The sequence below is a fragment of the Pseudoalteromonas sp. TB41 genome (assembly GCF_000497975.1).
Classification (GTDB): Bacteria; Pseudomonadota; Gammaproteobacteria; order Enterobacterales; family Alteromonadaceae; genus Pseudoalteromonas; species Pseudoalteromonas tetraodonis.
Window position 1 is genome coordinate 41,490 of record NZ_AUTH01000052.1, and the last position, 24,921, is coordinate 66,410.

23 protein-coding genes and 3 tRNA genes are annotated in these 24,921 nt (G+C 41.2%); 8 read left to right on the plus strand and 18 right to left on the minus strand.

What is annotated here, in order from left to right; all coding sequences use genetic code 11:
- The 9 genes from L641_RS0107665 to leuS all read right to left on the minus strand — a co-directional run bounded on the left by L641_RS0107665 (nt 1) and on the right by leuS (nt 9,404).
- Nucleotides 1-762, minus strand: coding sequence for a septal ring lytic transglycosylase RlpA family protein (locus tag L641_RS0107665; protein ID WP_024601589.1), 762 nt, complete (start codon nt 760-762; stop codon nt 1-3).
- Entirely contained in the window at nt 762-1,868 is a 1,107-nt protein-coding gene (gene rodA, locus L641_RS0107670) for a rod shape-determining protein RodA (protein WP_013465351.1), read from the minus strand. The genes L641_RS0107665 and rodA overlap by 1 nt, the downstream gene beginning before the upstream one ends.
- Nucleotides 1,865-3,745, minus strand: coding sequence for a penicillin-binding protein 2 (gene mrdA / locus L641_RS0107675; protein ID WP_024601590.1), 1,881 nt, complete (start codon nt 3,743-3,745; stop codon nt 1,865-1,867). The genes rodA and mrdA overlap by 4 nt, the downstream gene beginning before the upstream one ends.
- A gap of 9 nt (nt 3,746-3,754) precedes the next feature.
- A complete protein-coding gene (gene rlmH / locus L641_RS0107680) occupies nt 3,755-4,225 on the minus strand; it encodes a 23S rRNA (pseudouridine(1915)-N(3))-methyltransferase RlmH (protein WP_002958522.1) in 471 nt (156 codons plus the stop codon).
- A 37-nt stretch (nt 4,226-4,262) separates the two neighbouring features.
- Nucleotides 4,263-4,580 carry a ribosome silencing factor gene (rsfS, locus tag L641_RS0107685; protein ID WP_013465348.1) on the minus strand — a complete coding sequence of 106 codons (318 nt, stop codon included), beginning with the start codon at nt 4,578-4,580 and terminating at the stop codon, nt 4,263-4,265.
- 62 nt (nt 4,581-4,642) lie between these two features.
- Complete coding sequence (gene nadD / locus L641_RS0107690) at nt 4,643-5,272, minus strand: nicotinate-nucleotide adenylyltransferase (RefSeq protein WP_013465347.1); 630 nt, start codon at nt 5,270-5,272, stop codon at nt 4,643-4,645.
- A gap of 10 nt (nt 5,273-5,282) precedes the next feature.
- The gene (gene holA / locus L641_RS0107695; protein ID WP_024601591.1) at nt 5,283-6,323 is read right to left on the minus strand and encodes a DNA polymerase III subunit delta; all 1,041 of its coding nucleotides are present in this window, start codon (nt 6,321-6,323) and stop codon (nt 5,283-5,285) included.
- A complete protein-coding gene (gene lptE, locus L641_RS0107700; RefSeq protein WP_016898943.1) occupies nt 6,323-6,814 on the minus strand; it encodes an LPS assembly lipoprotein LptE in 492 nt (163 codons plus the stop codon). Before lptE ends, holA begins: the two co-directional genes overlap by 1 nt.
- 1 nt (nt 6,815) lies before the next feature.
- The gene (gene leuS, locus L641_RS0107705; RefSeq protein ID WP_024601592.1) at nt 6,816-9,404 is read right to left on the minus strand and encodes a leucine--tRNA ligase; all 2,589 of its coding nucleotides are present in this window, start codon (nt 9,402-9,404) and stop codon (nt 6,816-6,818) included.
- Nucleotides 9,405-9,978: 574 nt separating this feature from the next.
- Between leuS and L641_RS0107710 the strand changes: the two genes are divergently transcribed.
- The 4 genes from L641_RS0107710 (at nt 9,979) to L641_RS0107725 (ending at nt 14,069) form a co-directional block, all read left to right on the plus strand.
- Nucleotides 9,979-10,437, plus strand: coding sequence for a hypothetical protein (locus tag L641_RS0107710; protein WP_016898941.1), 459 nt, complete (start codon nt 9,979-9,981; stop codon nt 10,435-10,437).
- Between the two features lie 79 nt (nt 10,438-10,516).
- Nucleotides 10,517-12,943, plus strand: coding sequence for an AAA family ATPase (locus tag L641_RS0107715; protein ID WP_024601593.1), 2,427 nt, complete (start codon nt 10,517-10,519; stop codon nt 12,941-12,943).
- Entirely contained in the window at nt 12,940-13,416 is a 477-nt protein-coding gene (locus L641_RS0107720; protein WP_024601594.1) for an FKBP-type peptidyl-prolyl cis-trans isomerase, read from the plus strand. The genes L641_RS0107715 and L641_RS0107720 overlap by 4 nt, the downstream gene beginning before the upstream one ends.
- Nucleotides 13,417-13,556: 140 nt before the next feature.
- On the plus strand, nt 13,557-14,069 hold the full coding sequence (locus tag L641_RS0107725; RefSeq protein ID WP_024601595.1) for a hypothetical protein: 513 nt from the start codon (nt 13,557-13,559) through the stop codon (nt 14,067-14,069).
- Nucleotides 14,070-14,125: 56 nt separating this feature from the next.
- On the opposite strand, the gene L641_RS0107730 is transcribed toward L641_RS0107725, so the two are convergent.
- The gene (locus L641_RS0107730) at nt 14,126-14,650 is read right to left on the minus strand and encodes a CIA30 family protein (RefSeq protein WP_024601596.1); all 525 of its coding nucleotides are present in this window, start codon (nt 14,648-14,650) and stop codon (nt 14,126-14,128) included.
- 186 nt (nt 14,651-14,836) lie between these two features.
- Here L641_RS0107730 and L641_RS0107735 point away from each other — a divergent pair, with 186 nt between their 5' ends.
- The 3 genes from L641_RS0107735 to L641_RS0107745 are packed head-to-tail and all read left to right on the plus strand — an operon-like array spanning nt 14,837 to nt 17,268.
- The gene (locus tag L641_RS0107735; protein ID WP_024601597.1) at nt 14,837-15,847 is read left to right on the plus strand and encodes an RDD family protein; all 1,011 of its coding nucleotides are present in this window, start codon (nt 14,837-14,839) and stop codon (nt 15,845-15,847) included.
- A 25-nt stretch (nt 15,848-15,872) separates the two neighbouring features.
- The gene (locus L641_RS0107740) at nt 15,873-16,724 is read left to right on the plus strand and encodes an alpha/beta hydrolase-fold protein (protein WP_024601598.1); all 852 of its coding nucleotides are present in this window, start codon (nt 15,873-15,875) and stop codon (nt 16,722-16,724) included.
- Nucleotides 16,725-16,776: 52 nt separating this feature from the next.
- A complete protein-coding gene (locus tag L641_RS0107745; RefSeq protein ID WP_024601599.1) occupies nt 16,777-17,268 on the plus strand; it encodes a hypothetical protein in 492 nt (163 codons plus the stop codon).
- 67 nt (nt 17,269-17,335) lie between these two features.
- Here the strand turns inward: L641_RS0107745 and lnt are convergent, their stop codons facing one another.
- Genes lnt through miaB form a run of 5 tightly spaced genes read right to left on the minus strand, consistent with a single transcriptional unit; the run spans nt 17,336 to nt 22,795 of the window.
- A complete protein-coding gene (gene lnt, locus L641_RS0107750; RefSeq protein WP_024601600.1) occupies nt 17,336-18,886 on the minus strand; it encodes an apolipoprotein N-acyltransferase in 1,551 nt (516 codons plus the stop codon).
- Complete coding sequence (gene corC, locus L641_RS0107755; protein WP_013465334.1) at nt 18,867-19,751, minus strand: CNNM family magnesium/cobalt transport protein CorC; 885 nt, start codon at nt 19,749-19,751, stop codon at nt 18,867-18,869. The genes lnt and corC overlap by 20 nt, the downstream gene beginning before the upstream one ends.
- A 22-nt stretch (nt 19,752-19,773) precedes the next feature.
- A complete protein-coding gene (gene ybeY / locus L641_RS0107760; protein ID WP_010388332.1) occupies nt 19,774-20,232 on the minus strand; it encodes an rRNA maturation RNase YbeY in 459 nt (152 codons plus the stop codon).
- Between the two features lie 4 nt (nt 20,233-20,236).
- Nucleotides 20,237-21,295 carry a PhoH family protein gene (locus L641_RS0107765; protein ID WP_024601601.1) on the minus strand — a complete coding sequence of 353 codons (1,059 nt, stop codon included), beginning with the start codon at nt 21,293-21,295 and terminating at the stop codon, nt 20,237-20,239.
- Nucleotides 21,296-21,349: 54 nt separating this feature from the next.
- Complete coding sequence (miaB, locus tag L641_RS0107770) at nt 21,350-22,795, minus strand: tRNA (N6-isopentenyl adenosine(37)-C2)-methylthiotransferase MiaB (RefSeq protein WP_010388336.1); 1,446 nt, start codon at nt 22,793-22,795, stop codon at nt 21,350-21,352.
- A gap of 257 nt (nt 22,796-23,052) precedes the next feature.
- Here miaB and L641_RS0107775 point away from each other — a divergent pair, with 257 nt between their 5' ends.
- A complete protein-coding gene (locus L641_RS0107775; RefSeq protein ID WP_029750353.1) occupies nt 23,053-24,234 on the plus strand; it encodes an FAD-dependent oxidoreductase in 1,182 nt (393 codons plus the stop codon).
- A 314-nt stretch (nt 24,235-24,548) separates the two neighbouring features.
- Here the strand turns inward: L641_RS0107775 and L641_RS0107780 are convergent.
- The 3 genes from L641_RS0107780 to L641_RS0107790 all read right to left on the minus strand — a co-directional run bounded on the left by L641_RS0107780 (nt 24,549) and on the right by L641_RS0107790 (nt 24,886).
- Nucleotides 24,549-24,623 (minus strand) — tRNA-Gln (locus tag L641_RS0107780).
- A 39-nt stretch (nt 24,624-24,662) separates the two neighbouring features.
- Nucleotides 24,663-24,747 (minus strand) — tRNA-Leu (locus tag L641_RS0107785).
- 64 nt (nt 24,748-24,811) lie between these two features.
- Nucleotides 24,812-24,886, minus strand: a tRNA-Gln gene (locus L641_RS0107790).
- Between the last annotated feature and the right edge of the window lie 35 nt (nt 24,887-24,921).

A 24,921-nucleotide genomic window follows, 5' to 3' on the forward strand; every position in this document is an offset into this window, starting at 1 on the left:
TTACTGAGTGTAAAGCAAGAACGCGTTTTGAAATTGATTTTGTTTTAATGTTTCTAGTACTTGTTGCGCATGTTGGGCATCTTTTATTGGCCCTAAGTGCAATCTATAAATAGCGTCTTTTTCAACGATATTTGTCGGTAACTTATACTGTTCTCGCAGTGTACTTGCTAACGCTTCTATGTTGGCTAAGGTACTGCCCGCGGCAACTTGAACGTAGGTTTTTCGTGCATGGGTATCGGCTAGAGTAATGGCTTCTAGCTTAACCTCTGCTGTACCGTACTTATGGTATCCAAGTTTGTATGCAGCGGCATAAGAAAGGTCAATAATTCTATTATCATGAAAGGGGCCACGGTCATTAACACGAACAATAATTGATTTGCCATTAGCCGTATTTGTTACCCGCACAAAACTAGGTAAAGGCAACGTTTTATGGGCTGCGGTCATCGCGAACATGTCGTAAATTTCGCCGTTAGAGGTGTGATACCCATGAAATTTACGGCCATACCACGAAGCAATGCCCGTTTCTGAATAGCCGGTTTCATCGAGCATCGGGGTATAACGTTTGCCAAGCACTTCGTAGGGGCGCGTGGTACTCGCACTTTTAATAACTTGAGTAACAATGGCATCTTGCATTTCTAATTCGGTCGGTGCACGAAGCGGCGCCGCATCATGGCGCATGCTGTAACGACTATTTGAACTGCTGCATGCAGTTAAAAAGAGGCTAACGAGAATAATAATTATAAGTTGTTTGTAAAGGCGCATTATTTTAAGAGCATCCTTTTATCTGTGGCAATCGACATAATAATGCCAAATGCAGCCATCAGGGTCACCATTGAGGTACCGCCATAACTAATTAATGGTAACGGTACACCTACAACAGGCAGCAAACCCGATACCATGCCAATATTTACAAAAATATAAACAAAAAATGTAAGTGTGAGTGAGCCGGCTAATAGTTTACCAAACGCATCTTGTGCGTTAACCGCAATATAAAGCCCACGGCCAATAATAAATAAATATAAACTAAGTAAAACACACACACCAAATAAGCCAAACTCTTCACTCAGTACTGAAAAAATAAAGTCAGTATGTCGCTCAGGTAAAAATTCTAGTTGCGATTGCGTGCCTTGCAGCCAGCCTTTACCTTCGATACCGCCTGAACCAATGGCAATTTTTGATTGAATAATATGATAGCCAGAACCCAGCGGATCGCTCTCAGGGTCTAAAAAGGTCAGTACCCTTTGCTTTTGATAATCGTGCATACCGTAGTGCCAAAATGGCCATGCTGCCAAAGCAACAACCGAGCTTAAAAAGCCGATTAAACGCCAGCTCAAGCCTGATAAAAACAATACAAATACACCGGAACTGGCAATCAAAATTGAGGTGCCCAAATCAGGTTGTTCTTTAATTAGTAGGGTAGGCAGCATAACAATGGCAAAGCCAATGACTAAATGTAACGGACGCGGCGGCAAATGGTGGCGGCCAATATACCAAGCAACCATCATCGGAACCGCTAGTTTCATTAGCTCTGAGGGTTGAAAGCGAGTAATGCCTAAATCTAACCAGCGTTGAGCTCCCTTAGAACTTACACCAAATAGCAGTACCCCAACCAGCATGAGTAATCCTAGGCAATACATGGGAATAACTAAACGTTTTAAAGTCGCTGGTGGAATTTGAGCAAGTACAAACATACCTATAATGGCGCCAGCCATTCGCGTAATATGGCGAACCATCATGGCAGAGTCTTGCCCTGAGGCGCTGTATACAATGGTGATACTACCGGCCATCATCAGCAATAACGCAATAAAAAGTGGCAAATCAATATGCAGTCGCAGCCAAATAGAGCGCTTATCATGTAAAGCCGTCATGGTGCTTTGTCCCCTGAAGGTTGGATTGGGTTAGCTGCAAAATAGTAATCCATTAATTGGCGCGCAATGGGCGCACCTACTGAGCTTCCCCCACCGGTATTTTCTACCACAATAGAGACAACAATTTGTGGGTTATTAAACGGGGCAAAACCTATATAAATGGCGTTGTCGCGTTGGCGCTCTTTGAGTGCATCGGCGTCGTAACGCTCGCCCTGAGCAATACTCACCACTTGGGCAGTACCGGTTTTACCTGCAGGGTCATAAGTAGCCCCTTTAAATGCACGATGGGCAGTTCCGGTAGTTTTTTTAACGGTGTTATGCATGGCATCAATCGCGATGCGCCAGTTATCTTCGTTATTGAGTACAACCGGCGGTTTTTCTTCATTATTGAGCTGAGTAATTTGATCTTCTTTTTTAGCAACTTGCACTAAATGAGGAGGGTGATTTATCCCTCTGTTAACTAAAATATTAGTGGCATTCGCTATTTGAATGGGGGTGGCAGTCCAATAACCTTGGCCAATTCCTACAGAAATAGTATCTCCAGGCCACCAAGACTCTTTAAAACGGGCTTCTTTCCACTCTTTTGAGGGTAAAATAGCGGTTGTTTCTTCATGAATATCAATACCGGATAATTCACCAAAGCCAAAGCGAGCCATAAAATTACTTATTTTTGTGATCCCCATTCGATAGGCTGCGTCATAAAAGTAGGTATCGCATGACTCTTCTATTGCTTTATAAACATCAACATGGCCATGACCCCAACGTCGCCAATCACGCCATCTATGATCTACGTTGGGAATTTGAAAAAAGCCGGGATCCCACATACTGGTGGTTTCTTGCACTATATTTTCTTCTAATGCCAAAATAGCCATGTGTGGTTTAACAGTAGATGCTGGTGCGTAGCGACCTTGAGTCGTGCGATTGATCAGTGGACGATCAGGGTTGAGTAAGGCTTTGTAGTCTTTACTGCTAATACCGTGCACAAATAAATTGGGATCATAACTTGGGTTTGAATACAGTGCTAAAACGCCGCCATCTTTTGCATCCATTACCACAATAGCGCCGCGCATATCTTTAAGTGCATGTTGGGCTATTTGTTGTAAACCAATGTCGAGAGTAAGTACTAAGTCGTCACCCGCTTGCGGTGGATCCATACTTAAAGTGCGGATAATTCGGCCGCGGTTATTAACTTCAACTCGTTGTGAGCCAACTTGACCATGTAATAACGGCTCGTAGTATTTTTCGATACCCAGCTTACCAATATCATGCGTGGCTCGGTAGTTTGTGGCTTCATCTTGTTGTTCAAGCTTGTTTAACTCTTTTCTATTGAGCTTTGCGACATAGCCTAATGCATGGGTTAAAGTATCGCCAAAGGGGTAATATCTCGCTAGACGTGCCTCAATACTAAAGCCTGGGAACTTATGTTGGTTTACTGAAAACATCGCTACTTCGTTTTCATTTAAACGGGCTTTGAGGACTTGACTTTTAAAACGTCGAGTATGTTTTATATCATCAAGAAAATCAGCTTGTTGCTGCTCGGTTATTTCAATGATTTTGCTGATAGACTTCAAAGAGGCGGTTAAATCATCAACTTCTTCGGGGATCACCTCAAGGTTATAAACGGGCTTATTTTCGGCCAGTAAAACACCATTGCGGTCGTAAATTAAACCGCGATTGGGGGCTATAGGTATAACTTTTATACGGTTATCATTAGAACGAGTTTGATAATCTTGATGATCATCTACCTGAATTTTATACAAGTTAGACAGCAATATTGCTACAAGGACTAATATAAAAATAAAACCCACGAATGCACGCCGAGCAAATAAATTAGCTTCTGCTGAGTGGTCGCGAATGGTGGGTCTTCGTTTTAGCATGGCAAGAAACTACTCGCGATGATAAGGATGGTTGTTATTTAAGCTCCAGCCTCTGTAGAGGCTTTCAGCAACAATAATGCGTACTAAAGGGTGTGGGAGCGTTAAATTTGATAACGACCATTTTTGCTCAGAGGCAGCAATACACTCTGGGGCTAAGCCTTCAGGTCCGCCAATTAATAAACTGACATCGCGACCATCTAGTTGCCACTTTTCCATGTTTTTCGCTAGTTGATGAGTATCCAGTGCTTTACCGGTTACTTCTAGTGTGACAATACGATTGCCTTTAGGTATGGCGGCTAAGGTTTTTTCACCTTCAATGTGCAAAATACGCTTTATATCGGCATTTTTTCCACGTTTACCAGCAGGGATCTCAATGAGTTCCAATGCCATATCTTTGGGAAAGCGGCGTTGATACTCTGCAAAACCTGTCTCTACCCATGCTGGCATTTTTGTACCAACAGCAATCATTTGTATTTTCACGACGTTACTTCCAAGCGTTGTCTAAAATAGGGAGCAATTAGCCCCAAAGCTTTTCTAGATCGTAATAGCTACGTGCTTGATCTTGCATAACGTGAACAATCACATCACCTAAATCAACGAGTGCCCATTCACCATCGCTTTGGCCTTCATACCCTAATGGCTCTTCACCAGCGTGGCGAGCTTCTTTTGCTAAGTTATCAGCAATTGACAATACATGACGTCTTGATGTGCCTGAACATACAATCATGTAATCGGTTACGTCTGAGCTGCCAGTTACGTCAAGTTGAATCACATCACGTGCTTTCATATCGTCAATTTTGTCTAGTGCAAAAGCGAGTAGTTGTTTCGAATCCAAGGTTTTGTCTCAATTTAAAATTTAATAGCGGTTATTTTAACACGCTGAGGGGTTTATACCAATCACTCTTGATAAAGCTGGTGCTGCTTAATATAGTGACTCACGGCGTCGGGTAATAGTTCACTCTTTTTAGTACTTTTTTTAAGGGCTTGACGGATCTCGCTGGATGCGGCATCCAGCTGTTCCCCCTCTAAAAAGTAAAGGTGTCCGGCATTTGTTTTTTGCAGCAAGGCAATATCAGTGGTAACAGCGTTATGTTGATAGCATTTAAGTTCACCCTGTGTATCACAAATTTGGCCAGGGCGTTGATACACCACCAGATGACAAAGGCGAGTTATTGTTTGCCATTGATACCATTTATCGAAATTGTTGAATGAGTCCATGCCAATTAAAAATAAAATAGGGGTATCGGGGTTTTCTGCTCTTAGCTCTTGCAAACTTAATAAAGAATACGACGGGCCGCTGCGTTGCAGTTCTCGTAAATCAAGTTTGAACGGCGCATAAGGTGTAATTGCGGCTTTAAGCATTGCTATACGATGCTCGGTGCTGATCCCCGGTGCCGCTTTGTGTGCGGGTATTGCACAGGGCATAAAATAGAGTGAGTGTAATTTAAAGGTCGCAACGCATTGCTGCGCCATATTAAGGTGTCCCAAATGAACGGGATCAAAAGTACCACCAAAAATTGCAATCATGTATTTCCCTTTACTGACGGTTACTATGGCAGGGAAGTGGAATATCGAGCGGTTGGCAGAACTTAATGCAAATATGCGCCAATGCTTGGTAAGGGGCAATCAATGCGCCTTGCTTGTAACTTGCATCAAACAATGCCAGTTCACTGCTAATATTCTCTAGGGTATGAATGTTTAGCCTGTTAATGGCTGTTTGTACTGGCGCTTGTTGATTTTTCCAAATCGTTTTTTGTTTAAATAAGGTTGCTAATGACTCACCTTGCAATAATCCCTGCTGCACACTCAATAATGTATTAAGGTCTTTATTGATGGCCCATAAGATACTCACAACCTCAGTGTTATCACTGGCAAGTTTGTTAAGTACTTTTATAGCCTGAGCGGTGTGGCCGTTTAAAAGCGCATCACTTAAATCAAAAATATCAAACTTAGCTTGGTTTAGTAGTCCTTGCATCACCAGTTGTTGCGTTATCAGAGCGTCACCGTGTATTAATGCTAGTTTTTCAAGCTCTTGGTAACACGCAAGTAAGTTGCCTTCAGTGGCATTAATTAAACTGAGTTTGGCCTCGTTTTGAATATTTAGTGACAAACGTTGGCACTGCTCATCAAGCCAACGCTTTAAGTGATTTCCGCTAAGTGGGTAACAGGGTACAAATAACCCATGCTTATCAAGTGCTTTAAACCACGCGCCGCGCTGAACATCTTGACTGGCCTTAGCGCCTTTTACGATTAAGATCGTATCAGGGTTTTCAAGCTCTACTATTTTTTTAAAGGTGTTTGCGCCGGGTGTCCCCGGTTTTTGCTGGTTTAAATCAAGCTCAATAATAGTGCGCGCGCTAAACAACGACATACTTTGGTATTGCGCGATTATTTCTTGCCAATCAAAGCCCTGAGCTAAAGTGAATTTAATTACTTCATCAAATCCTTGTGCCTTTGCCGTGTCGCGAATGAGCTGTACACATTGCGCTTCTTGAAAAGGCTCTTCGCCAAAAACCAAATAAAAAGGTTTTAAGCCTTTTTTTAATTCACTCGATAGCTGATTTGCATAACAACGCATTATAGCTGCGACAACTCTCTAACAATACGACGACTCGCTTGTTGGCGAATTTCGCTAATTAGCAGCTCAAGCTCTTTTGCTTTTGCTAGTGCGTTATCTGGATCGTCTTGGTAGTTACGGTATAACTCAAAGCGTTTTTCGATGGCTTTTTGTTTCGGGCGTTTTACTACATAACTTACGCTGTATGCCAGTTCGTACTCAGCTACTTGTCCATTTTGGAACAACGATAAGGTTTGACGCTCTAGTTGTTCTTTAAATAAATAAAGCTGCGCTGATTGTTTACTTGCAGGCACTAAAGTGACATCGCTCATAGCCAGTTCGCTTTGCAAATAGCTAAATAAAGCAGATTTTTGATCATCCCCCACCAGAGTTAGCTGTTTTAAATCATCGGGTAGGCTTGATGCTTTTTTAAGATGAAAGCCACAGCTCGATAACAAAAAACAGACTAGCACTAAGGCTAGTCCGTTTTTAATGGCGTTTAAAGCAGCCATATTAGTTAGCTACCACGTTAAGTAATTTACCTGGTACATAAATGACTTTGCGTATCGTTGCACCATCAGTAAATTTAGTCACGTTAGACTCTGCAAATGCCAAAGCTTCTACTTGCTCTTGCGTAGCATCAGCAGCCACTGTTAGTTTTGCACGCAGCTTACCGTTTACTTGTACGATGATTAGTTTTTCATCTTCAACAAGAGCAGATTCGTCAACTTTTGGCCATGCCGCATCTAAAATATCACCTTCTTTACCTAGGTCTTGCCATAATTGATGCGATAAATGCGGTGTAATAGGTGCCAGCATAATTATTAATGCTTCCAGTGCCTCGTTAGCAATGGCAACATCTTGTGTGTCACTTAATGGCGCTTTTAATAGCTTGTTAGAAAGCTCCATAATTGCGGCAATAGCGGTGTTAAAGGTTTGACGACGTTCTACATCATCGCTCACTTTTGCGATTGCTTTGTGTAGCTCACGACGTAGTACTTTTTGCGGGTTAGTAAGCGCCGATTTATCAAGTGCTTGGTAACCTACTGTTTTAACATCTACCGCATATTTCCACACACGTTTTAAGAAACGATGTGCGCCTTCAACCCCTGAATCTGACCATTCAAGTGTTTGCTCTGGTGGTGCTGTAAACATCATAAATAAACGCACTGTATCTGCACCGTATTGGGCAATAACTTCTTGTGGGTCTATACCGTTGTTTTTCGACTTAGACATTTTGCTCATGCCAGATGAGAACACCGGTTCACCATCTTTTTTATGCCATGCTTTAGTTACGCGACCTTTGTCGTCGGTTTCGGTGTTTACATCACTTGGCGAAATCCAAATGTCGCCACCTTTTTCATCTTTACGATAAAATGTTTCAGCAAGTACCATACCTTGACAAAGTAAGCGGTCGAATGGTTCATCTGAATTAACTAAACCAAAGTCACGTAATAATTTGTGGAAAAAGCGCGAATATAATAAGTGCAATATAGCGTGCTCAATACCACCAATGTATTGGTTTACTGGTAACCAGTAGTTAGCTGCTGCAGGGTCTAACATGCCTTCGTCATGGCGTGGGCTACAGTAGCGAGCGTAATACCACGATGATTCCATAAAGGTGTCAAAAGTATCTGTTTCGTGAGTAGCGGGTACACCGTTTACAGTTGTTTTAGCCCAATTTGGATCGGCTTTAATTGGCGATGTAACACCATTCATTACCACATCTTCTGGTAAACGCACAGGGAGCATATCTTCAGTGGCAGCAAGCTCGTTCCCGTTTTCATCGCTCAGCATTGGGATTGGAGAGCCCCAGTAACGTTGGCGGCTTACGCCCCAATCGCGAAGACGGAAGTTTACTTTACGCTCACCTACACCTAATGCTTCTAATTTGTCGGCAACAGCGTTAAAGGCGTTTTCAAAATCAAGGCCATCAAATTCACCTGAGTTAACCAGTACGCCTTTTTCGGTGAATGCTTCTTTGCTTAGGTTTACTTCAAGCTCTGAACCTTCAGCAGGGGCAATAACTTGTTTAATATCGAGGCCATAAGCGGTGGCAAATTCAAAGTCACGTTGGTCGTGCGCTGGTACTGCCATTACCGCGCCTGAGCCGTAATGCATCAATACAAAGTTTGCAACCCAAATAGGCACTTGCTCGCCCGTTAATGGATGCGTGGCGTAAAAGCCCGTTGCAATGCCTTTTTTCTCCATGGTTGCCATATCCGCTTCGGCAACTTTAGTGTTTTTACACTCTTCAACAAACATCGCAATCGCGTCGTTGTTTTTAGCCGCTTCTTGCGCGATTGGGTGGCCACCGGCAACGGCAAGGTATGTCACGCCCATAAACGTATCTGGACGAGTGGTGTATACACTAAACTTTTCGTTATTGTCGGTACGCGTAAACTCGATATCTAACCCTTCAGAGCGACCAATCCAGTTGCGCTGCATAGTTTTAACTTGCTCAGGCCAATCTTCTAGTTTGTCTAAGTCGTCTAATAGCTCTTGAGCATAGTCGGTAATTTTAATAAACCACTGTGGAATTTCTTTTTGTTCTACTACTGCGCCTGAACGCCAACCACGACCATCAATTACTTGTTCGTTAGCTAATACTGTTTGATCCACAGGATCCCAGTTAACCGTTGACATTTTTTTGTACACTAGGCCTTTTTCGTAAAGCTTAGTGAAGAACCATTGTTCCCATTTATAATATTCTGGGTGGCACGTCGCAATTTCGCGATCCCAGTCGTAGCCAAACCCTAATTGCTTAAGCTGGTTACGCATGTAGTCAATATTTTCGTAAGTCCATTTTGCAGGGGCTGTTTTATTTTTAATAGCCGCGTTTTCTGCAGGTAAACCAAACGCATCCCAACCCATAGGTTGCATTACGTTTTTGCCTTGCAAGCGCTGAAAGCGAGAAACCACGTCACCAATGGTGTAGTTACGCACATGACCCATATGCAGTCGACCACTTGGGTAAGGAAACATTGAGAGGCAGTAGTACTTTTCTTTGCTCTCGTCTTCTGTGACTTTAAATACTTGGTTTTCTTCCCAGTAGCGTTGGACTTTTGACTCTATGTCTTGTGGGTTATATTGCTCTTGCATTTACGTTTCCAAACTTCTTGCATACTAATAAAAAATTGTCGATAGGATACCCCAAATAAAGCGTTATTCACAGCGCCAAAGCGGCGCTTTTTACAAATTTGCCGCTAAATTAGTTTTCAGTGCAGGTTAACCTATACTTATCTATGTTAGGAGTCAGTTTTAACTTAGCGTTTGTTAATCTTTTTAGTTGAGTTTACACGCAAGTATTTGAGGTTTAGGCTAGGGTCTGTTGATCTTTGTGGATTACAATTTGTTCAAACTAGGGGCGATTTAATCGCGACGCGAGGTTTGTAACCTAGTGGGCTAAGTAAAAACCGAGCAACAAAGAGTAAATCACCCCTAGGCAGAACCCTTCGGGCAGCGCCTGTTTGGCATTGATGCTGCGTTATCGCCTATTTATGGGGAATAACCACACCACATAGGCTCTGCCTTGCCTAAATACCAAACAGGCTGCTGCAAATTTAACCTTAAAAGGTCAACAGACCCTAAACAAAGCCTGTATGGTGTTGTTTTTATCAACAGCTAATAGCGCCGTATTAATATCAGTCCCCTCACAATTTTGAAGGAGTAAAAAATGGCAGATTACAGAGCATGGCTAAGCGATTTAACCGATTGGTTAAAAGATGTAAAAGAGCATGAAGTTAAAGCAGCAGTAAAGCGATTTATTGAATCCGAGCAGGCACTTAAAGATTTAGGTGAAGAAAAATATTATCTTTATCGTAATTACCTAATGCGTGACATTTCTCATCTACAAGAAAATAACAACTACTATAATTCGCTTGCATGGCAGGAGCTTAAAGAGTCATTGTGGTTTGAGCTTTCTCATATTGAAGACAAAACACAACTTGAATGGCAGTCATTAAGTGAAGATTTTAAGCATAATGGTGTTTATCACGCAGGTGAATGGATAGCCATGGGCACATTAGTATGTAAGAATTGCAACCATAGTTACGATGTTTATCATGCAACGCAAATTATTCCGTGTACACAGTGTGATGGCATCTATTTTAGCCGCCAGGCTTTACAACCTTAAATATGAATATTGAGTGGCTTATATAGCCACTCAATACGTCCAAAACCTAGCGAATATGCTGGTAAAAAAAGAAGTTAGAATGACGAAAAAATTGCTGCCACTACCCGTATCAAATCTTGCACCGAGTATTTCATCGAGCCATGTAAACACTTGCATGAGTAATCCATACCCTGAGCAACTTACCTTTATAGGCCAACAACGTGCGCAAAGTGCATTGGACTTTTCTTTAGGAATGGACCTACCCGGTTATAATGTTTATGTAATGGGAGAGGCGGCACACGGGCGTTTTACCTTAGTAAAAGACAAATTAAAAGAACATGCTAAAGAGCGCACTACACCGCATGAATGGTTATATGTTAATAACTACGACGATCACCGTGAGCCTATTGCGTTATTTATGCATGCAGGGCAAAGCAAGCAATTAGCCGATGATATTGACTCATTTATTGATGAAGTGCTCGACACTTTTCCTGCTGCATTTGATAACCCAGCCTATCAGCGTAAGAAAAAATCGATAGACCGTGAATTTAACGATGCTTACGACGGCGCAATTACCGCAGTAGAAATAGCAGCACTTGAACAAAGTGTGGCACTAATTGAAGAAAAAGGCGTAGTCGGCTTTGCACCGCTGATTGATGGTAAACAACTTACCGATAATGAGTTTTCTGATCTTGAAGATGACTTACGCGAGATGTTTTTTGAGCGTATAGAAAAATTAGAAGATGCCCTCATTGAGGCGCTTATTGAGTTACCGCGCTGGAAACGCGAGTCGAAAGAAAAGCTCCGCAACCTTAAAAAGTCTACTGCTGAGCAAGCCACTAAACCGTTATTAAAAGATTTAGAACATAAATATGCCAGCCATATTGGTGTACTGCGTTATTTAAAAGATATACGTGTAGAAATTATTGATGCCGTCCTTGAATGGCTTGATGATGAAGGTGAAAGCGAAGAAAACAAAGAAGACTTTGATCGTAAAGGCATGCTTACCGACTTTTTTGCGCCTAATATTTTGGTCGAATATAAAGAAGGCGATGCGGCACCGGTTGTTTACGAGCCGAACCCCACTTTTGGTAATATTTTTGGCAAAATTGAATACGCAACATCGCAAGGGTCGTTAATTACCAGCTATCGATCAATTCAACCAGGTGCATTGCACCGCGCGAATGGCGGCTATTTAATTATGGATGCTGAAAAAGTAATGGCTCAACCCCAAGTGTGGGATGGGCTAAAGTTGTCGCTAAAAACGCATCAAATAAAAAATGACTTACCTTATCAAGACAGTGTCGTTGGCAGTAGCTTTACGCTTCGCCCGCAGTTAATACCGCTTGATGTGAAAATTATTTTACTCGGCTCACGTGAACTCTATTACACCATCGGTGAATACGACGAAGAATTTGCCGAGTTATTTAGAGTACTTGCCGATTTTGATTATTACTTACCAAGCAGCGATAAGCTGCAGTATCAGTTTATTACTAAAGTCAGTGATTACTGCGAGCAAACATTAAAGTGCACGTTAAACGAATCAGCAATGGTGCGATTGCTTAAGTTTAGTTACCGCCAAGCTGAGCACCATAATAAACTCTCAGCCCGTTTTGCTGATGTACTAGAGCTTGTGGCTGAGGCCAGTTTTTACGCTAAGCAAGACAAACTGACGGTGATTGATGCTCGCCATATTGACGAAGCGATTGAAGGCAAACAATACCGTACGGGGCAAATTAGTGAAAATATGCTCAGCGATATAAAAGAAGGGCATACCTTAATTGCAACCGACGGGCAAGCCGTAGGTAAAGTAAATGGTTTAACAGTACTGCACATTGGTGATACTTCGTTTGGTACACCTGCACGCATTACCGCCACTGTTTATGCGGGTGCTGATGGCGTTATTGATGTGGAGCGCGAAGCAGAGCTGGGTAAAGCAATTCACTCAAAAGGGGTGATGTTGCTTACCGGTTATTTAGGTAACAAATACGCGCAGCACTTTAGCTTAACACTCAGTGCGAATATTGCCATTGAACAAAGCTATGGCTACATAGATGGTGATAGCGCCTCATTAGCTGAACTTTGTGCGCTAATATCGGCGATCACCAGTTTACCAATAAGCCAATCTATTGCACTAACCGGCTCTATTAATCAGCATGGTGATGTGCAAGCAATCGGTGGCGTAAATGAAAAAATAGAAGGCTTCTTTAAACTATGTAAAATGCGTGGCTTAACGGGTGAGCAAGGCGTTATTATTCCAAAATCAAACCAAGTTAACTTAGTACTTGATGATGAAATACTGAATGCGGTTGAACTGGGTAAATTTAATATTTTCGCCGTTGAAACAGTTGACCAAGCGCTAAACTTACTAATGGACATTGACGCGGGTGACATGATTGATGAGCAGTACCCAGAAGATTCAGTGAATGGCATCGCATTAGCGCGATTAAAAGACATTGCTGATATTGTTAATGGCGATAACAGCGACGACAAAGACGACTCAGAAGATGAAAAAGGGGAGTTATGATCAATATTATTTTACTGATTGTTATCGCTATTTTTTGCGTTTTGATTTTTAAAAACAGTAAAAAAGCCAAGCAGCAAGCAATCGCTAACGCGCAAATTGAAAGTGATTATTTAATTGCCAATGCAAAGGTAGAAGGCGTTCAAGAAACCGCATCTGGCTTGCAATATAAAATAATCCATAAAGGACAGAGCGAAAATACACCTATCCCAACGAGTATGGTGAAAGTGCATTATCATGGCACTTTAATTGATGGCACTGTATTTGACAGCTCAGTGGAGCGTAAAACGCCGATTAGCTTTGGCTTGCACCAAGTTATAAAAGGCTGGACTGAGGGTCTGCAACTGATGAGCCCAGGCGATAAATTTCAGTTTTATATACCGCATCAGCTCGCCTATGGTGAAAAGCGAGTAGGGAGTATTCCTCCTGCATCATTGCTTATTTTTGAAGTGGAATTACTGGCTATTGAGTCGTAATTTTAAAGAAAAAAAACACTTTAAGCCTTACTTTAATCAAGTAGGGCTTTTTATTTGCTCTCATTAGCCAATCCTACTCAAGAATTTAAAATATCAGTCGATACCTAAAATAGTGACAAATTCATTTTAGGGATAAAATAATGAAGATTTCAACCGCCTCAATCCAATATCAAGCATCTAATTACAACAACCAGCCTTTAATAGAATCAGAACAGCAACGCATTGATGATAAATCAGAGGAAGAACCTGACTATGTTTTATCAGAGTTTTTAGATGCTAAGGTTCAAAAATACAGCGAAGATAACGCAACATTTGCTGAGCAATATCAAAATTTAGAAAAGGCATATAAATATTTCACCCAGCAAGTGGTTGCATTGCAAGAACAAGTAAATAAGCTTAAGCAGAGTACGGTACAACGCAGTTTAACCATTGATAATAGCCAATATGGGCCAGCTCAAGAGGGCTATCAGTTGGCTATGGATGCTGAGCATATGGGAGCTAAAAAGTATAAAACCGAGCAACAACAAGAAGAGATAAATAGATTGAAGCTGCAACTTAGTGAGGTAAAGTCACAGCAGGCAGCAATAAAACAACAAATTATTGAGCTAGTAATCAACGAAATGAAAAGGCGAGGCGACGACTTTACTATTTAACCAAAGTCTAACTGTATTAGTTCAGGTTATTTAACCTTGTAATGTACGCAGAAAAGTTAGTTTTTAAACTCAATTTTTTCAACCTCAAGCCTAAATTCTCCCGCCTGTTTACCTGCAATCATAAACCCAAGCTGCCTTACATCTTTAAAGTTAATTGTAGGTTGTTGTTCAAGTAAGCGGCCGCGATAAGTAAGCTGAAAATCCTCAGGTAAAAACTCAATATTAAGCCACTCGCTCTTTGTGGTACTAAACGAGCGGGTATAAGCCGCACCATCCATGTACTCATTGGTTCTTAAACGTAATTGATAGGTTTGACCATCGCCCTTAACACGTAGCATAATTTTAGTGATGTCTTGGCTTTGTACATCCAATAGCGTTCGAATAGAAGCAAACCCGCCATTGTTTGCAAGCGATACATTGCCTGTAAACACTAAATTGTCGTTTTCATACAAAACCTGACTATTAGAAATGCCACCCATCACCGAATCATTCACTACATACCAGCGAGCATTGGCGTTTGCCTCGGTTGTGGCAAACAGTAAGTTAAAAACGAAAAGTGATGAGAGTTGTTTGGTTGTCATAAGCTCTTCCTCGTAGCTTTTATATTTAATACGATACGATAGATTAATTGTTCACTCTTTTAAGAATTAATCTACACCTAGCGGCTATTTTCAATGTGAACTCTCGTTATCCATTTTATTCGCTTGAGCAAAAATTAAAAAGCGCGTAATTTAATCGCGTTACCTATTTTAATAACAAGTATAATAATGAAAGCACAAGAATTAGAACAATTAGCGTTATCTAAAGCCGAAACTCGAGAAGTGATCACGCCATATGCCTTTGAGGTTGATAATGCTTTACTTGGCTTGCCTTTGGCTTCGCCGACTCGGCGCGCATTAGCTATGATTATTGATGTTGCATTAATATTCATAGCTGCAAAGCTCAGTGCGACTATTATTGCATTCGTTGCTGCGATGGCTTTTTACAAAGGAACGGCGCAGCAATACCTTCCTAAAATGTCGAGTGTGTGGCGAAGAATATTAAAAATAGTAGCAGCAAGTATTTTATTTGTAAGCGCTCTTGCTGTGCTTTCAATTGGCATAGATTACTTAGAAGGCGATGACCCTGTTCAAGGCTTAACTGTTAAAGGCTTAAAAATACAGGATGACATTCAGCTTACCTCCACAGAAAAAAAGCAGGTAAATGCCTACTTAGTGCAAACAGCCGACGAAAGCTGTGAGCAACTTTGCCAACAAAATGCGCTTGATAATTTGATAGGGCAAGTACCCAAATTAGCCGAAATGGACGACTTACAAAACCCACAACTTGCAAAAGCATTTTTACAATTATTAGTGTTTGGTGAAAATAATGAATTAAAGCTTGCGCAGTTAATAGAAGATAAGCCCGCACAAACAACCACGCACAGTATTTTGCAGTGGGGTAAAGGTATTATTCAAGATTTAGGTTTGGGTTTTGGCTGGGCGACTGTGTACTTCACACTGTTTTCTTTATTATGGCGCGGTCAAACCCCTGGTAAAAAGCTCTGTAACACCCGAGTGGTTGCATTAAGTGGTGAACCGCTGGGTTTACTTGATTGTTTTGGCCGCTACGGTGGTTACGGCGCAGGTTTTGCCACCGGCTTGTTAGGCTTTTTACAAGTGTACTGGGACCCAAACAGACAAGCTATTCAAGATAAAATATCAGCCACGGTGGTTATTAAAGGGAGTATTAACCAAGTTGTAAATGTGCAAACGGTAGAAGAGACTGTTAAAAGTTAATTTTGCTCTTATTACAAGGATGGTTATGAAAGCTTTATTAATTGTATTTATTAATCTGTATTTTATTATGGTTTCGTATGCGTCAGAAAATATTGTGTTCGCAAAAACGCATCAGCTTACGTCTGTTATTTTAGGTGAGCAACGCAGCTTTAGCGTTTATTTACCGCCAAGCTATAATGAAAACCCTAATAAAGTATATCCAGTTATTTACTTGCTCGATGGTGACCAAACACATCTAAAAGCCGTAGCTGGGCTAGTAGAGACACTTAGTACGGACCGGCTAGAGCAGCAAATACAGCAAGCAATTATAGTAGCCATTCCTAATAGTAAAAATGCGATAAGAGAGCGTGACTTTACCCCAACCAATGTTGATTGGACATTTAACGGTAAACTCCTAGAAAGATTTGAAAATATCGGCAACGCCTTAAACTACAGCGCCTTTTTTGAAAAAGAACTTATTCCACTCATTAATAAAAATTACCGGACATCAACTAAACGCGTATTAATTGGCGAGTCTTTCGGTGGCTTATTTGCCAGCTATGTATTGCTTACCAACCATGCGCTATTTACTGATTACTTAATTATTGATGCAACCTATCTGTGGGATAATAACTACCTCAATCGTTATTTTAATGATAACCAATTTATAAATAAGCAGCTTAACGGCAATGTGTATTTTACCTTTGCAAATAATGTCGAAGCGTTTGGCGAAATTGGTAAAACAAATTACCAATGGGGTTTAGCGTTTGCTAAAAAGTTAAAAGCGCACCCGAGCGATAATTTAGTTATAAATCAACGTTATTTTGAAGATGAAACCCATGGCACAGTCGCCGCACTTAGTTGGTATTATGGGATTAAAGAATTATTAAGTAACTAGAAACCTAGTTTTATAAGAATAAAAATATTTAGATTATTTTTAAGGAAAGGCTATGAACGATGACAGCTATGATTGGGTTTTAGCTCCTCATATGATTGAAACATCATATCTATATTTGAAGGCATCAGAGCTTATGTGGAGTCATTCAATTAGTATTTCGATAGCTAATGCAGCATTAGCTTTGGAGATATTACTTAAAAGCTTTAACTGCAAAGTAGTAAGCAATGATGGATTAATAAACGAAAAATATCAATTTAACGCTAAGGTTCTTAATAAAAAAGAAAATGCACATGATTTGGTGTATCTATTTAATGCGTTACCAACTTCAATTAAGCATAAATTTTCAAGCGACCTTTCATTGATACTGATTGAAAGATATCGACATACCTTTATTGAAAGTCGCTATATTTATGAGAAAAATGCAATTACTGGGGGAACAACTGCATTAATGGACATGACAAGTCGTCTTTTAAAGAAAACAATCTCAATTTATCTTGAAAGAGGGTGTACTGATCAATGGATAAAAAATTACCCTGATGTTTAAATCTTACTAAATTATTGGGGTTGTATTTATATACTGATAGCTGACAACCGACAGCTATCAACTCCATTCACTTGCTAAACCTAACCCCAAATCCAATCATACCCAACAACACCATTACTCCCCACACAACCATATTGCCGTATTGGCTATACACGCTATCCCCTTGTATGAGCTTTATATTGGCTTTGAGAGTAGTAGCTTCAAACTGTGGCATAGTTTGGCGTGTTTGGCTTATGGGGTCATATACACCGCTTATGCCGTTGTTGGTAACACGTACCAATGGGCGCTGTAGTTCAAGGGCGCGCATGCGGGCAATTTGCATATGCTGGTGGGGGCCGATTGAATCACCAAACCAGGCATCGTTGCTTACGGTAAATAGTAAATCAGAGTCGCTTTTGTAGTTACCCCGCACTAAATCGGCAAAGACTATTTCATAGCAAATAGCGGGCAGTAGATTAAAGCCATTCGCGCGTAAGTTATTTTGCACTCTATCACCGCGAGAGAACGACGACATAGGCAAATCAAATAACGGCGCTATGGGGCGGAGTATGTCTTCAAAAGGAACAAATTCTCCAATAGGCAATAACTGATGCTTTTGATAGCGGTTACTATCTAAGTAACGATAGTGGCCGTGTTCATCATTTTGCTCTTTGTTACCGACCACAATAAGTGTATTAAAAATGGTTCTTGTATCGCGTTGGTAATCGACAATACCCGTTACTAGCGCGGTTTTATTAAATGAGGCGGCACTGTCTAAGCCTGCTAAATATGAATCAGCGAGGGCTTCTATTTCAGGGACTGCGGCTTCAGGCCACACAATTAAATCAGCATCCCACTGACGGCGCGTCATATCCTGATACTTACTCATGGTGGTCCAAAACTCACTGGGGTCAAAGCGCAAGTGTTGTTTTATATTACCTTGTACAAGCAGCACAGAAAGGTCTTTATTGGAGTAATGGGGTGCCTTTGTAAAATGTGCACCTACGAAAGCTAAAACAACCACAGCAGCGGTAATAGCAGGCACTTTATATTGTTTTTGGGTTAAGCTGTACAATGCAAAACCAATGGCAATACATAATAGCGTGAGTCCAAATTCACCAATAAAAGGAGCAAGGGCATTCAGTGGACTGTCGGTTTGTGTATAACCAAAGCTTAACCAAGGAAAACCGGTTAACAGCTTGGCTCGCAAATACTCACTAATCGCAAAACAAGGGAGTAGTAGCGCTGCAAAACTTATAGAGCCGTTTGAAAAACGAGTGGTTGCCCACAGCGCCAACGCAGGAAATAATGCAAGGTAGCTGCACAGTAATACCATTAACGAAATGGAAGCGATAAGTGGCATACCACCAAAGGTGGCAATAGATACATGCACCCAGCTAATGCCTGCACCAAACCAGCCTAGACCAAATATAAAGCCATATTTAGCCGCCGTTTTAGCGTGGTTTTTTCCGGTGAGGTTTGCAGGGATACAATAAAAAAATGCGGCCAAGCTAAAAAATACAATTGGCCAAATACCAAAAGGCGCGTAGCTAAAAGTCAAAACAAGGCCCGCAACCAGTGCGAGCCATGCTTTTTTATCTTTTGCTAGTAGGGTGAGGCTAGTTAGCAGTTTCTTCACTGTCGTTATCATCAGCCTTAGGAATGGTGACTTGCAGTTGTAATATACGACGGTTATCAGAATTAGTTACTTTAAACTGAAATCCGTCTATATCAATGGTTTCGCCACGACTCGGCATATGGCCAAAGGCATGTAATACGGTACCACCAATAGTATCGGCGTCTTGCGAACTATAGCCTGATTTAAAATGCTCGTTAAAGTCATCTACAGGGGTTAGTGCTTGCACAACGTAAACATGTTTAGCTAGTTGACGAATATCTTGTTGTTCTTCTTCTTCATCGTGCTCATCTTCGATTTCGCCAACAATGATCTCAAGAATATCTTCAATGGTGACCAAACCAGATACGCCGCCGTACTCATCAATCACAATCGCCATATGGTAGCGTTGCTGACGAAACTCGTTAAGCAGAGTATCAACCCGTTTACTTTCAGGCACCACCATAGCTGGACGTAAATAGTCACGTAGCGATGGTAAATGCTCATCTTTGTTTAAAATGAGAGGTAATAAGTCTTTTGCGAGTAAAATCCCTTCTACATGGTCTTTATCTTCACACACAACCGGAAAACGAGAGTGGGTAGAGTCAACCATCATAGGTATATGCTCTTCAAGCGGGCTATCAATTTCCAAAGTGACCATTTGTGAGCGCGGTATCATAATATCTCGCACTTTAAGCTCAGACACACCAAGCACACCTTCAATCATTTCTTTGGTTTCAGGATCGATTACATCCCGCTCTTGGGCATCGGCAATCACCTCAACCAGCTCTTCTCTATTCTGGGGTTCCCCTTGCAACATGTGGGTTATACGGCCCAGCCAAGTCCTGCCAGAAGAACCCTGGCTAGATTGCGAGTTATCGTCGCTCATTACGTCTAATTGCTCCGTTTATTTAAATATCGTCCCGGTATGGGTCTGCTATGTTTAGTTCAGCAAGTAATTGCTTTTCTATACTTTCCATCTCTAACGCATCTTCACTCTTTATATGGTCAAATCCAAGTAAATGCAAGCATCCATGAATAACCATATGGGCAAAGTGGTCATGAAATGACTTTTCTTGCTCTTGCGCCTCAGCCAAAACGATGGCTGGACAAATAATTAAGTCACCCACAAGTGGGATATCAATACCCGGTGGCGCTTCAAATTCAAACGATAATACGTTGGTAGGCTTATTTTTACCGCGGTAGTCATTATTGAGCTGTTGCGACTGTTCTTCATCGCTAATAACAATAGTCAGCTCAGACTCATCGCGGTATTGGCTAAGCACTTTATCGGCCCACATGGCAAACTGCTCGAGGCTAGGTAAGTTGTCAAACTCACACGCTATTTGTAAATCAAGTTCTGTTTTCACGGTGTTACTCTTTAGTCGCAGGTTGCTCTTGAGCGGCGAGCGCTTCTTTGGCTTGTTGTTTCTCTAATCGCTTAAGGCGTTCACGCTCATCGTTGCGCTCATACGCTTCTACAATGCGTGCAACTACAGGGTGGCGAACTACATCGTGCGATTTGAAAAAATTAAAGCTAATTTCATCAACGCCATCTAATACTTCAATAGCATGGCGAAGACCTGAGCGCGCACCCCGAGGTAAATCAACTTGGGTTATATCGCCGGTGATCACTGCTTTAGAATTAAAACCAATACGGGTTAAGAACATTTTCATTTGCTCTGTGGTGGTATTTTGGCTTTCATCTAAAATAATAAACGCATCATTGAGTGTGCGCCCACGCATGTAAGCCAATGGCGCAATTTCAATGATGTTTTTTTCAATTAGTTTTTCAACACGCTCAAAGCCAAGCATTTCAAATAAGGCATCGTAAAGTGGACGTAAGTAAGGGTCTATTTTTTGGCTTAAGTCACCTGGTAAAAAGCCGAGTTTTTCACCCGCTTCAACCGCAGGGCGAGTGAGCAATATACGGCGTATTTCTTGGCGCTCTAGTGCATCAACTGCCGCTGCAACAGCAAGATAGGTTTTACCTGTACCTGCAGGGCCAATACCAAAGGTAATGTCGTGGTGCAAAATGTTAGCAACATACAAGCCTTGGTTATCGTTTCGCGGTTTAATAACGCCACGACGGGTTTTAATCATCATTTCTTTGCCATAGGCGCTACTAGAGGTGTCTTGCTCAAGCGCTTTAGACTCAGTGATGGCTAAATGTACGTTGTCAGGCTCAATTTCGCCAATTTCCCCACGTACAGGTTGAGTATCAATATAAAGGTTTTTTAAGATCTCTACCGCGCCGGCGCTACTGTGTAGTTTACCGGTTACTTTAAAAAAGTTATCACGATGAATAATTTCAACACCTAGACGGCGTTCAATTTGTTTGATGTTTTCGTCAAACGGGCCACATAATGAAGAAAGGCGTTTGTTGTCGGCAGGTTCTAAATAAATCTCTAATGTTTTTAACTGATTACTCAAAATTACTTCCTATTACAGTGCGCCAGCGTTAACTGGCGCAATGAATTTTTGCAACTAAGGTACGAAAGTAGCGACGCCAATTTCGTTAGCTGTCTCGGTTTTTTGCTCACTCGCTGCTTTAGTTAAAATAGCAGAAGGCGCAATTTCGCGGCGTAAGTTCATTTCTGATTCTGTACGAATTAAATCGCCACGTAAAGAGTTTGGTAGTGCCTCGGTAATACGTACATCAACAAACTGACCGATCACTGTGTGTGGGCCAACAAAGTTAACTACACGGTTGTTTTCAGTTCGGCCACGTAGTTCCATCGGGTTCTTCTTAGAAGGACCTTCAACTAAAATACGTTGCTCAGTATCAAACATTTGGCGGCTAATTTGCTGTGCCATTTGCGTAATACGATTTTGCAATAAGTACAGGCGTTCTTTTTTCTCTTGCTCGGTTACGTCATCTGGCAAATCGGCTGCTGGTGTACCTGGGCGTGCGCTGTAAATAAAGCTAAAGCTCATATCAAAACCAATATCGTTGATAAGGTTCATGGTAGCTTCAAAATCGGCCTTGCTTTCACCTGGGAAACCTATGATGAAATCTGACGACATGCTTAGGTTAGGGCGAATTTTACGTAGCTTACGAATTGTTGATTTGTACTCAAGAGCAGTATGGCCGCGTTTCATTAAGTTTAAAACACGGTCTGAACCACTTTGTACTGGAAGGTGTAAGTGATCAACCAGTTCAGGCACATCAGCGTACGCATCAATAATGTCTGGTGTAAACTCTACAGGGTGTGAGGTGGTGTAACGAATACGGTCAATCCCGTCAATTGCAGCCACTAAACGAATTAGATCTGAGAAATAGCAAATTTCACCATCGTGTGTATCACCACGGTATGCATTTACGTTTTGACCTAATAGGTTAACTTCACGTACGCCTTGCTCGGCTAACTGTGCAACTTCTAATAATACATCATCAACAGGGCGGCTTACTTCTTCACCACGGGTGTAAGGCACAACACAGAAAGTACAATATTTAGAACAACCTTCCATAATTGATACAAACGCAGAAGGACCTTCCGCTTTAGGCTCAGGTAAGCGGTCAAATTTTTCAATCTCAGGGAATGAAATATCAACTACAGATGAACCTTTATCGCCTTGTACTTGTTTAATCATCTCAGGTAAACGGTGCAAAGTTTGTGGACCAAAAATAACATCTACAAACGGAGCACGTTGGCGAATTGAATCACCTTCTTGTGATGCAACACAGCCGCCTACACCAATAATAAGGTCTGGTTTGTCATCTTTTAATAACTTCCAACGACCTAGTTGGTGAAATACTTTTTCTTGCGCTTTTTCACGAATTGAACAGGTGTTAAGTAAGATAACATCAGCATCAGCAGCTTCTTCAGTTAGCTGATAGCCGTTGGTAGCATCTAGAAGATCAGCCATTTTCTGAGAGTCGTATTCGTTCATCTGACAACCCCAGGTTTTAATATGCAGCTTTTTGCTCATTGAAATATAGCCTCGTGTTCAATTCGATAGTGGCACAAATATGTGCTAGAAACAGGTATAAGTGGCGGAATTATTAAAATTTCGCTCGACTTAAAGGACGCGTATTTTAGCTGGATACACGCTCAAAACCAAGTATAGATTTCATGTTTGTGATCTGAAATCAATATAGTATGGGTTTAATAATAGAATTAAGCGAAGCGCTCACACTGAGCAAACTAATTACGATATAATCTAAGCAGAGTTAAGTCAGAATTAAAATGATGAAAAACATGGCTAAAAATAATGTAATTGTAGTAGGGGGCGGCATGGTTGGTGCCGCTATGGCTATTAAATTAGCGCAACAAGGCAAAGCCGTACGTGTTATTGAAAAACACCCAATAGATGCACCACAGGTACTTAACAGTGATGACGTTGATATACGTGTTTCGGCTATTAATCGCTTTTCGGAAAAATTGCTTGATCAGCTCGGTGCGATGCCATTACTGCGAGCAAATAGATTGGCTCCCTATGAACAATTAGAGACCTTTGAACGAGGTAATGATCATTTATTATTTGATTGTCATGCTATTAATACCACCCATTTAGGTCATTTAATCGAAAATAAGCTAATTCAAGCCAGTTTATGGCAGCAATTTGTGCAACATAATATTGAAATGATTAATCCTTCATCGGCTTTAACGGCAATAGAGCAAAACCCTGACAGCATTAGCTTGCACTACAACGAACAAAGCTATACTGCTGATTTAGTCATTGCAGCGGATGGTGGCCAATCACAATTACGCAGCAAAGCCAATATTGGTATAACTGGTTGGCAATATCAGCAGCATTGTATGGGCGTGCTAATAAAGCTCGATGCACCGCAACAAGTTAAAACATGGCAGCAGTTTACACCTACAGGGCCTGTTGCGTTTTTACCTATGAAAGCACCTTATGCAAATTTAATTTGGTATGACGATGCAAATACCCTCAAAGCATTTAAAGCCCTACAACCTAGCGAATTAAAAGCCCATATTATTGAAAAGTTTCCAAAGCTTGCTGGTGATTTTGAAGTACAAAGCCATGCTATATTTCCTCTGGCAAGGCAGCATGCCAATAATTATTCACAAGGCAGACTCGTTTTAGTGGGTGATGCGGCGCACACCATTAATCCTCTGGCAGGACAGGGTGTTAATTTAGGCTTTCAAGATGTAGCTGCTTTAGCTGAAGTGTTACGTACAGCTGATGATGTAGGGTGCCCGCTAATGCTTAAAGAATACGAGCGTAGTCGTCGTAACGCTAATTTATTAATGATGAGTATGATGGATGCTTGCTACTTTGGTTTCTCAAATCAAATAGCCCCATTAAAATGGGCGCGCAGCACATTTTTAAAGTTAGCTAATAATACAGGGCCGGTAAAAAACTGGGTGCTGAAATACGCAATAAGCGGTGAGCTTAGTTAATAATAGTTAATAATAGTTAATAATACCAATCCGCAATAATACTTAATCATTTTGAGGGGCTAAACGTGTCGCTACCTGTGTTAAAAAATACTCATTTAGAACAACTAAATAGCGAATTTTTTGCCTAGCTATCAACACGTTTTTCCACCCTCAAAATAGCTCACTTAATTAAGCGAATTGGTATAAAAGGCTCAAATTTGGGTCTTTTTTTATGCCGGTAAAAAAATTATGTTGATTTATAAAGCTAGAGGAAAAGATATAAATTAATGGATTTAGCAAGTCGTAGAACAGAGTAATCAAGGAAGTGTGCAAATTGGCTGGGATACCAGGATTTGAACCTGGGAATGCCAGGATCAAAACCTGGTGCCTTACCGCTTGGCGATATCCCAACTCTAAATTTGGATGAGTTTTAGTTCTAGTTAAGAACATGGTGCGGAAGGAGAGACTTGAACTCTCACATCCTAAGATACTGGAACCTAAATCCAGCGCGTCTACCAATTCCGCCACTCCCGCATACAGGCTTATATTTATACTCTTAACAGAGTTTTCTTATACAACGTTCTTTGGTAGAAGAAGTTGGCTGGGATACCAGGATTTGAACCTGGGAATGCCAGGATCAAAACCTGGTGCCTTACCGCTTGGCGATATCCCAACTAAGAAATTGCTGATAATTTTAATTCTTATCAA

Excerpts from the sequence above, each read along its gene's own strand:
- L641_RS0107665 (WP_024601589.1), bottom strand. The coding sequence starts at position 762 with ATGCGCCTTTACAAACAACTTATAATTATTATTCTCGTTAGCCTCTTT.
- rodA (WP_013465351.1), bottom strand. The coding sequence starts at position 1,868 with ATGACGGCTTTACATGATAAGCGCTCTATTTGGCTGCGACTGCATATT.
- mrdA (WP_024601590.1), bottom strand. The coding sequence starts at position 3,745 with ATGCTAAAACGAAGACCCACCATTCGCGACCACTCAGCAGAAGCTAAT.
- nadD (WP_013465347.1), bottom strand. The coding sequence starts at position 5,272 with ATGATTGCAATTTTTGGTGGTACTTTTGATCCCGTTCATTTGGGACAC.
- holA (WP_024601591.1), bottom strand. The coding sequence starts at position 6,323 with ATGCGTTGTTATGCAAATCAGCTATCGAGTGAATTAAAAAAAGGCTTA.
- lptE (WP_016898943.1), bottom strand. The coding sequence starts at position 6,814 with ATGGCTGCTTTAAACGCCATTAAAAACGGACTAGCCTTAGTGCTAGTC.
- leuS (WP_024601592.1), bottom strand. The coding sequence starts at position 9,404 with ATGCAAGAGCAATATAACCCACAAGACATAGAGTCAAAAGTCCAACGC.
- L641_RS0107710 (WP_016898941.1), top strand. The coding sequence starts at position 9,979 with ATGGCAGATTACAGAGCATGGCTAAGCGATTTAACCGATTGGTTAAAA.
- L641_RS0107715 (WP_024601593.1), top strand. The coding sequence starts at position 10,517 with ATGACGAAAAAATTGCTGCCACTACCCGTATCAAATCTTGCACCGAGT.
- L641_RS0107720 (WP_024601594.1), top strand. The coding sequence starts at position 12,940 with ATGATCAATATTATTTTACTGATTGTTATCGCTATTTTTTGCGTTTTG.
- L641_RS0107725 (WP_024601595.1), top strand. The coding sequence starts at position 13,557 with ATGAAGATTTCAACCGCCTCAATCCAATATCAAGCATCTAATTACAAC.
- L641_RS0107730 (WP_024601596.1), bottom strand. The coding sequence starts at position 14,650 with ATGACAACCAAACAACTCTCATCACTTTTCGTTTTTAACTTACTGTTT.
- L641_RS0107735 (WP_024601597.1), top strand. The coding sequence starts at position 14,837 with ATGAAAGCACAAGAATTAGAACAATTAGCGTTATCTAAAGCCGAAACT.
- L641_RS0107740 (WP_024601598.1), top strand. The coding sequence starts at position 15,873 with ATGAAAGCTTTATTAATTGTATTTATTAATCTGTATTTTATTATGGTT.
- L641_RS0107745 (WP_024601599.1), top strand. The coding sequence starts at position 16,777 with ATGAACGATGACAGCTATGATTGGGTTTTAGCTCCTCATATGATTGAA.
- corC (WP_013465334.1), bottom strand. The coding sequence starts at position 19,751 with ATGAGCGACGATAACTCGCAATCTAGCCAGGGTTCTTCTGGCAGGACT.
- miaB (WP_010388336.1), bottom strand. The coding sequence starts at position 22,795 with ATGAGCAAAAAGCTGCATATTAAAACCTGGGGTTGTCAGATGAACGAA.
- L641_RS0107775 (WP_029750353.1), top strand. The coding sequence starts at position 23,053 with ATGATGAAAAACATGGCTAAAAATAATGTAATTGTAGTAGGGGGCGGC.